Origin of the sequence: Bradyrhizobium sp. RDI18, from assembly GCF_043203335.1 — a bacterium.
GTDB lineage: Bacteria > Pseudomonadota > Alphaproteobacteria > Rhizobiales > Xanthobacteraceae > Bradyrhizobium > Bradyrhizobium retamae.
The window spans coordinates 2965580-2979199 of the sequence record NZ_JBICRN010000008.1 but is presented as its reverse complement, the minus strand read 5'-3'; the positions used below and the strand labels follow the sequence as shown (position 1 = coordinate 2979199).

General features: G+C 61.8%; 13 protein-coding genes. 7 read left to right on the top strand and 6 right to left on the bottom strand.

All coding sequences use genetic code 11. The features are described 5' to 3' along the window. The first annotated feature begins 240 nt into the window (after window positions 1-240). Both ACFXS9_RS23540 and ACFXS9_RS23535 read left to right on the top strand, forming a co-directional pair. Window positions 241-1638 carry a nodulation protein NfeD gene (locus ACFXS9_RS23540; RefSeq protein ID WP_392692483.1) on the top strand — a complete coding sequence of 466 codons (1398 nt, stop codon included), beginning with the start codon at window positions 241-243 and terminating at the stop codon, window positions 1636-1638. Window positions 1639-1649: 11 nt separating this feature from the next. Next, on the top strand, window positions 1650-2465 hold the full coding sequence (locus ACFXS9_RS23535) for a slipin family protein (RefSeq protein ID WP_392692481.1): 816 nt from the start codon (window positions 1650-1652) through the stop codon (window positions 2463-2465). Between the two features lie 721 nt (window positions 2466-3186). Here ACFXS9_RS23535 and ACFXS9_RS23530 read toward each other — a convergent pair. The 5 genes from ACFXS9_RS23530 to ACFXS9_RS23510 form a co-directional block, all read right to left on the bottom strand. Next, window positions 3187-3648, bottom strand: a complete 462-nt coding sequence (locus ACFXS9_RS23530; RefSeq protein WP_392692478.1) for an MgtC/SapB family protein — start codon at window positions 3646-3648, stop codon at window positions 3187-3189. Between the two features lie 92 nt (window positions 3649-3740). Next, complete coding sequence (locus ACFXS9_RS23525; protein WP_392692475.1) at window positions 3741-4658, bottom strand: hypothetical protein; 918 nt, start codon at window positions 4656-4658, stop codon at window positions 3741-3743. A gap of 316 nt (window positions 4659-4974) precedes the next feature. Next, a complete protein-coding gene (locus ACFXS9_RS23520) occupies window positions 4975-5256 on the bottom strand; it encodes a PilZ domain-containing protein (RefSeq protein WP_392692473.1) in 282 nt (93 codons plus the stop codon). 192 nt (window positions 5257-5448) lie between these two features. Next, window positions 5449-6219 (bottom strand): SDR family NAD(P)-dependent oxidoreductase, encoded by a 771-nt coding sequence (locus tag ACFXS9_RS23515; protein ID WP_392692470.1) that lies wholly within the window; start codon window positions 6217-6219, stop codon window positions 5449-5451. Between the two features lie 130 nt (window positions 6220-6349). Then, window positions 6350-6637 (bottom strand): hypothetical protein, encoded by a 288-nt coding sequence (locus ACFXS9_RS23510; RefSeq protein ID WP_392692469.1) that lies wholly within the window; start codon window positions 6635-6637, stop codon window positions 6350-6352. A gap of 56 nt (window positions 6638-6693) precedes the next feature. Here ACFXS9_RS23510 and ACFXS9_RS23505 point away from each other — a divergent pair, with 56 nt between their 5' ends. The 3 genes from ACFXS9_RS23505 (at window position 6694) to ACFXS9_RS23495 (ending at window position 10602) form a co-directional block, all read left to right on the top strand. Next, on the top strand, window positions 6694-8088 hold the full coding sequence (locus ACFXS9_RS23505; protein WP_392692466.1) for a CoA transferase: 1395 nt from the start codon (window positions 6694-6696) through the stop codon (window positions 8086-8088). Between the two features lie 222 nt (window positions 8089-8310). After that, window positions 8311-9678, top strand: a complete 1368-nt coding sequence (locus tag ACFXS9_RS23500) for a hypothetical protein (protein ID WP_392699975.1) — start codon at window positions 8311-8313, stop codon at window positions 9676-9678. Between the two features lie 15 nt (window positions 9679-9693). Continuing rightward, window positions 9694-10602: a hypothetical protein gene (locus ACFXS9_RS23495; protein ID WP_392692464.1), complete on the top strand. Its 909-nt coding sequence runs from the start codon at window positions 9694-9696 to the stop codon at window positions 10600-10602. On the opposite strand, the gene ACFXS9_RS23490 is transcribed toward ACFXS9_RS23495, so the two are convergent. Then, a complete protein-coding gene (locus ACFXS9_RS23490) occupies window positions 10590-11555 on the bottom strand; it encodes an amidohydrolase family protein (RefSeq protein ID WP_392692461.1) in 966 nt (321 codons plus the stop codon). The two genes, ACFXS9_RS23495 and ACFXS9_RS23490, sit on opposite strands and share 13 nt — an antisense overlap. 153 nt (window positions 11556-11708) lie before the next feature. Between ACFXS9_RS23490 and ACFXS9_RS23485 the strand changes: the two genes are divergently transcribed. Both ACFXS9_RS23485 and ACFXS9_RS23480 read left to right on the top strand, forming a co-directional pair. After that, on the top strand, window positions 11709-13307 hold the full coding sequence (locus tag ACFXS9_RS23485) for an FAD-dependent oxidoreductase (protein ID WP_392692458.1): 1599 nt from the start codon (window positions 11709-11711) through the stop codon (window positions 13305-13307). After that, entirely contained in the window at window positions 13304-13600 is a 297-nt protein-coding gene (locus ACFXS9_RS23480; protein ID WP_392692456.1) for a hypothetical protein, read from the top strand. Before ACFXS9_RS23485 ends, ACFXS9_RS23480 begins: the two co-directional genes overlap by 4 nt. Window positions 13601-13620 lie beyond the last annotated feature (20 nt).

Here is a 13620-nt window from a genome sequence, read left to right as displayed (position 1 = left end):
CAGGTGTTGCCGGCTCACCGAGATGAAATCCGTCCCGGAAGGGTATGTTTGGGGAACCGGGATTTCGGATGTGCGTTCGCTTCATATGACTTGCGGAGCGCGCTTTGCGCATCAGGGCTTCAGATATGTCACGCCCGCCCGGCACCGGATCCTGCGCTCCAGCCGTAACAGTCAGGTTCACCTGCGAATGGGCCGCCTGGTTGTGGCTGTTTCGTCGCGCAAGCTTTTGAGCGACTTACCATGGTGCACTTTCTTTACAGGCTTATTACCGTAGCGTTGCTCGTACTTGGCCCCGGAGCAGCACTTGGACAAAGTAGCGAGCCGGCGAACGTCGCCATTCTGCTAGATGTGGATGGAGCGATTGGGCCAGCGACCTCTGAATATATCCGCGATGGATTTGAGGAGTCGCGTCGGCGACAGGCGAAGCTCGTCGTGCTGAGACTGAATACGCCTGGTGGTCTCGACCCCTCAATGCGCGAGATCGTAGGAGAAATACTCAGGTCTCCCATTCCTGTGGTCTCCTACGTGAGCCCGAGCGGTGCGCGAGCCGCCAGCGCCGGCACCTACATTGTTTATGCGACCCACCTCGCCGCGATGGCGCCGAGCACGCATCTCGGTGCCGCCACGCCCGTTCAGCTTGGCGGTGGCTCCGGCTGGCGCACCGATGATAAGAAAGATGATGACAAGAAAGACGGTGACAAGAAAGAGGGTGACAAGAAAGGAGCCTCGTCGCCGACCAGTGCAGGCGAGGCGAAGGCGATCAACGATGCGGTTGCCTATATCAGGGGACTGGCAGAGCTTCGGGGACGAAATGTTTCCTGGGCAGAGAAAGCCGTCCGGGAAGCTGCCACTCTCACCGTGAGCGAGGCCCAGTCGCAGCGTGTCGTCGAGATTGTTGCGAAGGATTTACCCGATCTGTTGTCCCAAGCCGAGGGCCGAACCGTAACGATCAATGATCAGCAGGTCACGCTGCATACCCGGAGCCTGAGCCTTACGGCAATCGAAGCCAATTGGCGCAACCGCATTCTGGCCACGATTACCAATCCGAACATCGCTTACATACTCCTGCTGATCGGGCTCTACGGACTTCTATTCGAGTTCATCAGTCCAGGCGCTGTTCTCCCCGGAGTGATCGGCGGAATCGCCCTCCTGGTCGGCCTCTACGCCTTGAATCTCCTGCCGATCAGCTACGCCGGTGCCGGCCTGCTGCTGCTAGGCATCGCGATGATGATTGCAGAAGCGTTTCTGCCCTCGTTTGGCGTGCTCGGAATTGGCGGCGTCATCTCGTTCGCCGTTGGCTCGCTGTTCCTGTTTCGCGGCGACGTGCCGGGATTCCATCTCTCATGGGCGGTGGTCGCCACGGCCACCATTGCCAGCGCGGGATTCCTGGTGATTGCACTTGCAGCCGTCTGGCGGGCGCATCGGCGCGACGTGGTCACGGGCGAAGCGGCTCTGCTTCGCAGCGCGGGGCAGGTGCTGTGGTGGGCCGACGGCAAAGGCGAGGTCCTGGTCGGAGGAGAACGCTGGGCGGCGAAATCGGAAAGCGAGTTCACCCGGGGCGACCGCGTGCGTGTTCTCGAACGTCAAAACCTGAAGCTGCTCGTCGAGCCAGATCCCGACGCCCCACCGAAATCATGAGGAGTGAAACCATGCCAACCTTCGTAACAGAAACGCTTCCGTATATCGTGATCGGAGCCGTGATCATTGCGGTGTTCCTGTCGGCTATTCACATCATGCGGGAATACGAGCGTGCGGTAGTCTTCACATTGGGGCGCTTTTCCGGCGTGAAAGGTCCCGGGCTCATCATATTGGTGCCGATCGTCCAGCAATTCGTTCGGGTAGATCTTCGTACGCTCGTGCTCGACGTTCCCAGCCAGGACGTGATTTCTCGCGACAATGTCTCGGTAAAGGTCAATGCGGTTATCTACTTCCGCGTGGTAGATGCGGACAAGTCTGTTATCCAGGTGGAAAACTTCATGGCGGCCACCAGCCAGCTAGCACAGACCACGCTTCGATCCGTGCTTGGCAAGCACGAGCTGGATGAAATGCTGGCAGAGCGGGACAAGCTCAATCGCGATATTCAGGAAATTCTCGACAGCCAAACCGATGCGTGGGGCATCAAGGTCGCGAATGTCGAAATCAAGCACGTCGATATCAACGAGAGCATGATCCGTGCCATTGCTCGTCAAGCCGAGGCCGAGCGGTACCGCCGCGCACGAATCATAGGTGCCGAAGCAGAGCAGCAGGCCGCCGAGAAACTGGTGGAAGCAGGCGAGATGCTCGCAAGGAGGCCGGAGTCCATGCAATTGCGTTACCTGTCGACGCTGCAGGACATTGCGGGTGAAAAGAATTCGACGATCGTGTTCCCGGTGCCCGTGGAGTTTCTTCAAGCCCTGGCAGCGCCGGCGACAATACAGCGGGAGACGGCAAGTCGCCGACGGGGATCAGAAGCTGCCCAGGCGTGATGCTCTTTCGGTTCGCCCGAGATCGGAAGCCGAAACTTGGCCGCCTCTTTCGTCTGGACACGTCCCGTTACCAGTAGATCAATCCGCTCCGTGTCGCCCCGACGCCGCTTTTCGCAAATGCTGCTGCAAGTATCTGCTTCTCGGCGCAATGTGCAGCAAGCTTTTCGTATATCCGTGCCTCCACGAATGGGGCGTGTTCTCTGTTGCTGGACGTCGCAGCAGCGGTGGCTGATATCAGGGCACTGATTTGGCGTATCAGCAGGTCGTCTGTCGATGGCTGCATATCCATCCTCCTCCCTCGGTCTTGATCCCGACTGAATTCTCCCAATGCGGGTTCACCGCAAATCACACGCTTTAGATGTTGGCTAGATGTTGGCTGCGACGAATTGCACGCGCCACCGTTATTCACTGCGAGAGGTGAACCCTGCGCATCTCCTCCAACCGGGCCAGGCAATATTCCCGATATAATATGTTGATGAGGTTCCACATGATCGAACTCCAGGTTTGATCATCGCGGTAACTTAACATCATGTTGTTTCCGGACTTTTTCCTCGGCTGAGAAAATGGCTTCGCGCGAGGCGCGGATATTTCAGGTGTCCGCGGGCGACGAAACAGCCTCACGGTGCGGTGACTGCTATGCATTGTAGAGGCCGGATTGGTTCTGCGGCCCTCGCGGCCAGTTCCGGTAAAATCGAACCTTTGGCTCACCCGGGCGGGGAACTCAATCCTTCTTCTCTTCCTCCCTGCCATCCGGGCCGATCTGGAGATCGCGCTCTTCCTTCACCAGCGTGAGCAGCCTCAGCGTCAGGAACGTAAGCACAGCGATCGTCACCGCGACGTCGTAGCTGCCGAGGCCGACGGAAACCCCGATCGCGCCGGTGGCCCACAGGCTTGCCGCCGTCGCCGTGCCCTGCACCGTGGCGCCCTGCTTGAGGATCGCGCCGCCGCCGATGAAGCCGATGCCGGTGATCACGCCTTCGATCACCTTCGACATACCATCGGGGGAATTCACCATCCACTGTTCGCTGGCCTGCACGAAGCCGCAGCTTGCCAGGGCGACCAGCGGAAAGGTGCGTAGGCCTGCGCTCCGCGCACGCTTTTCACGATCCCAACCGATCGGAATGGCGAGCGCGAAAGCTGCGGCCAGCGTCAGAAAATGGATACCTACCTGAAACCGGTCCAAAACACGCCCTTCTGAAAACAAAGCCGCGCTACTCGCGACGCAGGCGTGTAACGCCGCAAAGCGGCGCAAGTTTCAGCGCGGCGGCTGTCGTGTCACCGGGTGCTGCCGACGACAGTCGTGCTCGGCGCTGCGCTCGTGATCGCTGCTTCGGTTCGGTACTGCGGCAAATGATGTTCGAGCGAATAGAAGACGCACAGCGCAAGGCTCGACCAGACGGCCAGGCTGAAATAAAGCGACATCCAGGCAATCTCGTCCTTCCACTCGGCTAGGTCGTGCGTCACAACCCAGCGCGTGCTGACGTCGCGCAGGCCCTCGCGCGGCGTCAGGCGCTTGTCGCCATCGGCGTCTCCGGTCCGCCAGCGCTTCAGGTACATCGGGACGTCGATCGTCATCAGAAACGCCAGGAAGCCCACAATGCCCGCGATGGCGACGACGAGGCCTACGCGAACCGTACCATTGAATTCCGGAAGCAGGCGGCAAAGACCGACGCCGACGGCGAAGAAGGCAACCGCCCACAGCGAATTTTCGATGGCGTTGCCGAGATAATTCCTGGTCAGCACCGCATACCATGAAAGGCATTCCGCGATCAGGATCAGCGGCACGATCACCCACGCGACATTTACGGTCGTTTCCGCGCCGGTCATGGTGCCGAGTTGGTGCAGGATAATCGCCCATTGCGCCACGAAGCAGATCTCGGCCACGGTTGCCACGGAGCGTCCGACCATGACGCTCGACAGCCAGGTATCGACCAGGCAGATCCGCTGCACATCGGCGCGCGGCAGAAACGACCTGAAGGCGCAGCCGAACACATAGGCCGCGCAGAACAGCAGCATCATTCCGATGCCGGACGAGCCACCGGCGGCGCCGGTCGGCTGGACGGGAAGCTCGCGATATAGCGCGAACCAGATGGCGATATTGACGCCGCTCACCAGCGTCAGCAGGCCCCACCACCAGGACACGGGATTCGACCAGGCCAGGGAACCTGACCGCGCCTGCCATTCCAAGCTCATTCGCCGCTCCGCCGTAATCGAATTGACATCTGACTGTAGTAATACAGTCACATATCGAAGCCAATGGCGACGAGAGCAGGGCGAGGCGGAATGGCACTCCGAGACGCAGCAAAGCTGCCGCGCTCAGGCTGAGGTTCTATGCTGGTGTTGGGGCAAGATTAACAGGCGGCTGCGAAATTCCATCTCCCTCATGGGGGTGAGGAGGCACCAACGGGTCCGCGCGCAGCGCGGCCCGATGACAGGCTCCGCACCGTCTCCGGACGATGCTTCGCATCGCCGGGAGAACCATGAGGCTCCGCGGCGGAGACGCCGCTCCTCAAGACAGGAATTTCACGCCGTAGGTCTTGCCACGGCGCCAGACCACCTCGCATGACTGGCGCGTCGCATGGTCGGGTACCAGCGCCAGTTGAAAGCTATCCCTGACGTCGAACGCGACATCGGTCACGATCTTGGCGCCACCCGGTGAGACGTCCAGGACAAAGCATTCAATCCTCGTCATCCCGTTGTCGGTCGTCATCCATGTCGGCCGCTTGCGGAGCTCGCGTCGCGGTTCGCGCTGCACTTTTGTCCTTTGCTCGTCGACAATCATCGTGGCCATCCGTCGTTGGACCCAGTGGCTGGGTCATCGAAGCAGGCGTCACAGTGAGGGTAAGTTCGTAAAGTTCAGTTAGCTTATCGATTCAAATTGACCGGTTTGGTTTGCAAGTTGTAAGCCGAGCTCTCACAACCTTTCGGCACGTTAAGGCCTCCGCAATACGGTTGCAGCGGTACCCCGGCAATCAGGACTTCCTCAAAAATTCACGCGGTTCGAAATCGCGCCGTCGACGACGAGGTTCGAGCCGGTCGTGAACGAGGAGGCCGGGCTTGCCAGGAACACGGCTGCGTTGGCGATTTCCTGCGGCGTTGCCATGCGGCCGGTCGGATTACGCGCCAGCGCATCTTGGTACCGTTTCGGCATGTTCTGCTCGACCATGTTCCAGATGCCACCCTTGAAATAGACCGTGCCCGGCGACACCACGTTGACGCGGATTTTCTTGTCCGCGTATTGCCGCGCCAGTCCCTTGGCCATGTGGATCAGCGCCGCCTTGATCGGGCCGTAGGAGCTGGCGCTATCCGCCTGCGCCGCCGAGATCGACGATATGATGATGAAGGCCGCGTCGCCGGTCTTCTGCGCGCCCGCTTCGAGCAACGGCCGCGCGGCCTCGAATGCGTTGACGGCGCCGAGCACATCGAGCCGGAAATTCTGCTCCCATGAGGCAGGATCGCCGCCTTGCGCCATGGCGCCGGCATTGGAAAACAGCATGTCGATGCCGCCCAGCTCGGCGGCCGCATCCGACACCCATGATTTCAGCGCGGCCGCGTCGGTGACGTCAACCGGCGCGCCGGTGGCGCGCACGCCAAGCCCTTTCAGCTCGGCAACGGTGGCCGCGACCTGATCCGCATTGCGGGCGCAAACGGCGACGCCCGAGCCTTCGCCCGCCAGCGTGTCCGCAATCGCCCGTCCGATGCCGCGTGTGCCGCCGAGCACGACGGCGTTTCTGCCTTTCAAACCCAAATCCATTTTGTTTTTCCTTAGTTGATTCCGCAGCATTGTAGCGGCGGCGGCGGTTACGGCGAAAGCTCAAACCGAGAAAGCCTCTTCCTTTCCGTCATTCCGGCGTTCTCAATGAACTCGTAGCCGGATGTGCGCACTACTCTGGCGCCGCGCCCACCGGCGGACCGCCGGACGGACGGTGCAGGAAGGTGATCGTCGCGTAGGCACCGAGCCACGAACCGAGTGCGGCGAAGGCGACGTAAACCCAGTTCTCGGTGTAGCTGATGACGGCGAACGATGAGAGCAGATACCAGACGCTGCTCCAGGTCGCCGCCGGCACACGCTTGCGCGCCACCACCGCCGAGGTGAACATGACGTAGACCGCATCCGTTGCGGCGGTCGCAAGCAGAACGGCTCCCGCCGTCAGGGGATCGATGGCAGCCATTGCAACTCCTCGGGTAGTCGGGCAGAGCTTGAGAAAACTAGGGAAGAGACACGCCGATGCAAAGCCCCAGAGAAATCCTCTCCGATATCTGGACCTCCATCGGCGGCGATCCGTCGGCGCTTGACGCGATCACGCTGACCGGCGACGAACCGCAATTGCCGTCGTCGTTTCGCGTCGCCGCGGCGGCGCAGGTCAGCATCGCCGCAGCCGGACTTGCAGCGGCCGAGATCTGGAAAATGCGCAGCGGCGAGGGGCAGGAGGTCGCGGTGGATATGCGCCATGCCGTGGTCGAATGCCGGAGCGAACGTTATTTGCGCGTCGACGGCAAGCCGCCACCGCCGGCCTGGGACGCCATCGCCGGCATCTACAAGATCCGCGACGGCTTCGTGCGCCTGCACACCAATTTTCCCCATCACCGCGACGCCGTCTGCAAGGTGCTGAACTGCAAGCCGGCGCGTGACGCAGTGCAGGCCGCGCTGTTGCAATGGGACGGCGAGGCGTTCGAGACCGCGGCCTATACGAGCGGTGGCGTCGTCGCCTTCATGCGCTCGCATGACGAATGGCTGACGACACCACAGGCCAAGGCGCTCGACGGATTGCCGCTGATCTCAATCACGAAGATCGGCGAGGCTCCGCCAAAGCCGTGGCCCAAGGGCGAGCGGCCGCTCGCAGGTATCCGTGTGCTTGATCTGTCGCGGGTCATCGCAGGTCCTGTTGCGGGGCGAACGCTCGCCGCGCATGGCGCCGACGTGCTGTTGATCTCCGGGCCCGATTTGCCGGCGATCCCCTGGCTTGTCATCGACACCGGGAGGGGCAAGCTGACGAGCTTTGTCGAACTGAAGAGCGAGCACGGTCGTGGCGTGCTGCGCGATGTGCTGGCGCAGGCGGATATTTTTTCGCAAGGCTATCGGCCGCGTGCGATCGCCGGCCTCGGCTTCTCGCCGGAGGATGCCGCACGCATCAATCCCGGCATCATTTACGTCACGTTGTCGGCCTATGGTCATGCCGGGCCGTGGGCGGAACGTCGCGGCTTCGACTCGCTGGTGCAGACGGCGACCGGATTCAACCATGCCGAAGGGCAGGCCGCCGGTGTCGACGGACCGAAGGAATTGCCGGCGCAGATGCTCGACCACGCCACCGGTTATTTCATGGCGTTCGGCGCCATGATGGCCAAGGTGCGCCAGGCGCGCGAAGGCGGTAGTTGGCACGTCGAGGTTTCGCTGGCGCAAACCGGACGCTGGCTGCGGAATCTCGGCCGGGTCAGCGACGGTTTTGCGGTGAAGGATCTCAACGCGGAGGCGGTGAGGCCCTTCATCGAGGAGATGAGCTCGGGCTTCGGGCCGCTGCGATCGGTGAGGCACTCGGCGCTTTTGTCGAAAACCCCGGCGTTCTGGGCCCGCCCGGCCATGCCGCTCGGCAGCCATCTGCCGCAATGGCGGGAGCACGAGTAGGGATTTTGGCGGCGCGCGCTGACGTTGTGTGGGCACTTGCCCATGTTTCCTGCCCACTCGGTTTGTGGTTGACGCGCTCCGGCGGCCGTCCCTTGATGCTGGCAGGGACAACCGCAGGAGCAAGCCGTGCGGATCGAGGAAAGCCAAGGATCTACCCAAGGATCTGCGGGCCAACAAAACGGCCACGCGCCGCCGGCGAAATCGGCGCCCACGGCCGAGCAGATACTCGGAGAAATCCGCGACTATTGCCGCCAGACGCGCACGGCCGAATCGACCTTCGGGCGGCTGGTGGTCAATGACGGCAAGCTGGTGTCGCGCTTACGCGATGGCGCCCGGATCACGACCGGCACGCTCGACAAGGTCCGCGCGTATCTCGCGGAGCACCGGCCGGAATCGGACGGCGCGCCGGCCAGTTCGCTCTCGGCCAAACCACTGAACGACGCGGCCGCCGCCCATGCCGTCGCGCCGCCGGGCTTCCGATTTTTCGACAACCGCCAAAAGTACCTGCTGTTCGTTTCGACCTGCAGCGAGAAGACCGAGGTCGGCAACCGCATCTCGCTCGAGCTCGGCAATCTGCAGCCGGCACCGCCGGCGCTTCGTATCTTCGATGCCGGCGTCGGCGACGGCACCGTGCTGTCGCGGGTGATGCGCGCGGTACATGCGCGCTTCCCCACCATGCCGCTCTATGTCGTGGCGAAGGAGATCAGTTACGAAGACGTCCGCCTGATGCTGGAGAAAATGGCGGACCGCCTGTTCGAGCATCCCGCCACCGTGCTGGTCGTCACCAACCTCTATTATGCCGAGGCGCCGTGGCTGACACCACGCTCGGTCACGTCAGCGCAAGGCCTGATCTGGAAAGACGTCACGCTATCAGGCAACACCGCGCACGGTTTCGCCGAGCAGATCGGCGAGCTCGAAAGCTTCCTGGCCGAGAACTGGCGCGCAGGCATCAGCCCGATCACGGGCAATCCGGTCTACCAGCGCCCGGTGATCCTGACGCTGCGGCGCGAGGATCATTCCTTCCTGCTCGATCCGATCATGCCGCGGCCCGGCCGCGTGATGGCCGATTACGATCTGGTGATCGCCTCGCAACCTTATCGGGCGCGGGCGAGCGTCGAGTTCAAGGCCTCGAAAGTCGTGACACCGCTGGTCAAGGCGCTGCGCCCGGGTGGGCGGCTGATCGGTATCCATTCGCATGGCAAGGATCCCGGCATCGAGATTATCGATCAGGTCTGGCCGGGCGACGATCCCTTCAAGACCGACCGCTACGCGATCCTGCGCCAGGTCAAGCACGAGCTTGGCGCGGCCGCACGCCACTACAATTTCAATGCGTCCTCGGATGCACGCTCGATCTTCCGCTATCAGATGCACACGCTGCCGGACGAGGTCAGCGGCCCGATCGGCACCTCGACGCTGTTCGCCGCCTGGAACGCCGCGATCTATGTGGCGCAGATCGAGGACAACAGGTTGTCGGAAGTGGTTCGCGATGGCCGCTATCTCGAAGCCACCGACCACGTGCTGAAGAAACATGGCGGCCTCTGGTTCAACGACGAAACCTATGTGATCTCGCGCCGCCGCGCGCCGGCATGACAAAGGGAGGCGCCGTTGACCGTCTCTGATCAAGCATCCGCCAGATTAGCCGTGCTACTGTCGAGGGCCTCCGTCGAAATTTCCTCGCGCGGGCATCAGATTGCGGAACTGAGCGATTATTTCGCTGGAGGCACCGACGTGACGATCACGTTCCTGCCCGGCGATAATTATCGGCACAACATTGAGACGGCTGCCGCGCTGCGCCGCGCCGGCTACAATCCGGTGCCCCATATCGCGGCGCGCGAAATGGCCTCGCGGGAAGCATTTAACGATTTCCTGGCGAGGGCGCGCGGCGAAGCCGATGTGTCGCGCATCCTTCTGATCGCCGGTGATATCGCCGCTGCGCGAGGCCCGTTCAAATCGACGCGCGATGTTGCCGCCAGCGGCTTGCTCGAGGCGCATGCGATTGCATCTGTCAGCGTTGCCGGTCATCCCGAGGGGCACCCCTATCTCGATCTGCCGGACGCGCTGAACGGCCTCAAGGCGTGGCGCGACTGGCGGCGGCGGACGGGAACGCGGGTCGATGTCGTCACACAATTTTGCTTCGAGAGCACGCCAATCCTGGAATGGATCGGCGCCCTCGATCGCGCGAATATCGATCTGCCTGTCATCGTCGGCCTAGCCGGCCCGGCAACGCCGGCGACATTGACAAAATTCGCGCTCCGCTGCGGCATCGGCAATTCCATGCGCGCGCTGCGGGCCCAGATCGGCCGGTTCGGCCGCCTGCTGACGGACACCGGACCTGACGACGTCGTCAGGGGATTGCGAGCGGCGCCTGCGGCGGCGACCGTACCGATCGCCGGATTCCACCTGTTCCCGTTCGGCGGCCTGCGCAAGGCCGGTGACTGGCTGCGCAATTACGACCGCGATCTGTTCGGACAGCAGCGGGCCGCGATGTCGAGTGCCGGGCTTCAGAACCCGTAGAGCTGGGCGGGGTTGTCGACCAAAATCTTGTTGCGGATCGCCGTATCCGGCGCCCACACCGGAAGCTGATTCAAGAGCCGCCCGTCGTCGATCTGAAACAGCGGCGTGACGTCGGTGATCTTCCTGTCGGCAGGCATGACCGAGTTCGGGTGCGGCCAGTCGGTGCCCCAGACGATGCGGTCGGGATTGGCTGATATCAGCGCCTTGGCGAGCGGGATGCAATCGGTGTAATCGGGCGCGAGTTTGGAGGCGCGATAGGCGCCGGAAATCTTCACATAAGCCTTGCCCGATTTGACAAGATCCACGAGGTCGGCAAAGCCCGGCTGCTCGACGCCAAGCGCGGCCTTGGCGCCGCCGAAATGATCGAACACGACCGGCACCGGGGAGGCCATCACAAGATCCTTGATCGCGGCGATCATCGCCGGGTTGGTGTAAATCTGCACGTGCCAGCCGCGCGCTTTCATGTGCTCGACGGCGGCCGTGAAGCGTGGCCGGGCGACGCTCGGATCGTTGACGCCGCCGGTCGCGAGATTGAGGCGGACACCGCGAATGCCGGCCTTGCCCATGACATCGAGATCGCTCTCCGACGTCTTGTCGTCGATCACGGCAACCCCGCGCGCGGTCGGCCCCCGTGCCGCCATGCCGAACAGCGTGGCCGAGTTGTCGGTGCCGTAGATCGAGGGCGTGACGATCACCACGCGCTCCATGTGCAGCGCCTCGTGCAGGGCGGTCATTTCCTCGGGCGAGGCCAGTTCGGGCGTATAGACACGGCCGGAGAACAACGGGAATTTTTCGGGATCGGGGTGGATGTGGGTGTGGCAGTCGCAGGCGCCCGCGGGCACATCGAAATTCACCGGCGTCGCCGGCTCCGCCGCTTTGGCAGAGGCGGTTCTATTGTTCATGGTCACTCCGGCTGCGATGGAGGCGAACATCATACTGCGTCGCGTCAGCATTGCTGTTCTCTCACATGTATGCGGCAGCTCTGCAATTGTCCGCTCCGGCTTATCGCTTCGGTAACGCAACCGGTCTATCGAACCAGAAGCCGCCCAAATTTGACTAAAAGATCCGCCCGCCCGGAATATCTCCCAATCCCCTGGAATCAATTCATGCAGAAATTTTCGCAAAAATTCAAAACCGGCGTCTCCGTGGCCGCCGTGGTCGTCGTGCTGCTCGGGGTTTACAGCTATCGCAAGCTTCAGGCGCTGGCGGCCGATCCTACCGGGGAAAAGGATTGCGGCCCGGCGGTCGGCGGCGGCGAGCAGGCGAAAATCGATCTGGAGCGGATCAAGGCGATTGCGCCGCTCAAGGATGTGAAATGGTCGCAGCTTGGCGGCAGCATCAATGATGCGAGCTGTCTCAACAAGACCGAAATCTACGGCGTGGTCGCGGTGCGCAGCGTCGAGGATATTGCGAAAACGCTGGCCTTTGCGCGCGACAACAAGCTCTCCGTTACCACCGCCGGCGTCCGCCACAGCATGGGCGGGCACGCCTTCCGCAAGGGCGGCATTGTGCTCGACATGCGCAGCTTCAACAAGATCGTGCTCAACGAGAGTTCGCGATCGGTCACGGTGCAGCCGGGCGCGACCTGGCACGATATTCAGAACGTCTTGCATCCGCGCTTTGCGGTGCGCGCCATGCAGTCGACCGATATCTTCACCGTCGGCGGCTCGATCTCGGTCAATGCCCATGGCATGGACCATCAGGCCGGCGCGCTTGCGAAATCGATCAAGTCGATGAAGGTGATGCTGGCGGACGGCTCGCTGCGCACGGTATCGTCGGCCGAGAATGCGGATCTGTTCAACCTCGTGGTCGGCGGATACGGCCTGTTCGGCGTGATCGTCGAGGCCGAGCTCGATATTGCCGACAACCTCGTCTACCAGACCGGCCGTCGCGTGATGGACTACAAGGAATTTCCGGCGCTGTTTGCCGGCGAGATCGAAAAGGACACCAATATCGGCCTGATGTACGGCCATCTCTCAACCGCGCCGAGCACGTTCCTGAAGGAGTTGCTGCTCTATACCTACACCAAGATCGACGGCACCGATTTCAGGCGCCAGCCGCTCGGCGAGGTCAGCGGCACCAAACTGCGGCGGCTGACCATCAACCTGTCCAAGCAACGGCCGCTGTTTCAGGAAATAAAGTGGTTGTCGGAAAAGCACATCGAGCATCGGATGGAAAACTGCACGGTGACGCGCGCGCAAGCGATCGGATCGGCGGAGGCCTGTCTCGTCAACCGCAATGACCCCATGCACGATTCCGTGCCTTATTTGCGCAATTCGCTGCCTGACGATACCGATATCCTGCACGAATATTTCATCCCGCGCAGCCAGTTCGTCTCGTTCGTCGATGGCATGCGCAAGGTGCTGACCGACAACAAGACCAATCTGCTGAACGCGTCGGTACGCGTCGTGCACCAAGAGAACAATTTCCTGACTTATTCGCCGGAGCCGGCGTTCTCGCTGGTGCTCTACATCAACCAGACCACCGATGAGGAGGGCAACCGGCGAATGAAGAAGGCGACGGAAGAACTGATCGACCTTACGATTGCGCACAAAGGCCGGTTTTTCCTGCCCTACCAGCTCTATTATTCGCGCGACCAGTTGCAGCGCTCATACCCGGAGATCAGCGATTTCTTCGCAGCGAAACGGAAGTATGATCCGGGCGAGTTGTTCACCAATACGTTTTACCAGAAGTACGCGTCGTGATGCCTGTCTGCCATCCCGAGCATCGTGCATCGCTCAGCAAAGCGAGATGGCAATCATGGACATCACAAGAAATCGCGCAGCCTCGCAAGTTCAACGACGAGTTCGGCGGAGATTGTTTTGGGGATCAAATCGCCCTGTGGGGCGGTATGAATCTCGTAGAGATGACGTTGGCTGAGCGGTTGCTCCAGAAACTTGGTGATGCATTCGTCCAAGGTGCCATCAAGGACCGAGTACGGGATCGACCAGACAGCGTCTTTGACGCGTTCGCTGTTTTTCGAAGGCCATTTTTTTAGAACGGCAGGAGCCTGAAAGT

Coding starts and splice junctions, on each gene's coding strand:
- ACFXS9_RS23525 (WP_392692475.1), bottom strand. CDS start 4,658: ATGAGCTTGGAATGGCAGGCGCGGTCAGGTTCCCTGGCCTGGTCGAAT.
- ACFXS9_RS23485 (WP_392692458.1), top strand. CDS start 11,709: ATGCAGAAATTTTCGCAAAAATTCAAAACCGGCGTCTCCGTGGCCGCC.
- ACFXS9_RS23535 (WP_392692481.1), top strand. CDS start 1,650: ATGCCAACCTTCGTAACAGAAACGCTTCCGTATATCGTGATCGGAGCC.
- ACFXS9_RS23505 (WP_392692466.1), top strand. CDS start 6,694: ATGCAAAGCCCCAGAGAAATCCTCTCCGATATCTGGACCTCCATCGGC.
- ACFXS9_RS23490 (WP_392692461.1), bottom strand. CDS start 11,555: ATGCTGACGCGACGCAGTATGATGTTCGCCTCCATCGCAGCCGGAGTG.
- ACFXS9_RS23510 (WP_392692469.1), bottom strand. CDS start 6,637: ATGGCTGCCATCGATCCCCTGACGGCGGGAGCCGTTCTGCTTGCGACC.
- ACFXS9_RS23515 (WP_392692470.1), bottom strand. CDS start 6,219: ATGGATTTGGGTTTGAAAGGCAGAAACGCCGTCGTGCTCGGCGGCACA.
- ACFXS9_RS23540 (WP_392692483.1), top strand. CDS start 241: ATGGTGCACTTTCTTTACAGGCTTATTACCGTAGCGTTGCTCGTACTT.
- ACFXS9_RS23520 (WP_392692473.1), bottom strand. CDS start 5,256: ATGGCCACGATGATTGTCGACGAGCAAAGGACAAAAGTGCAGCGCGAA.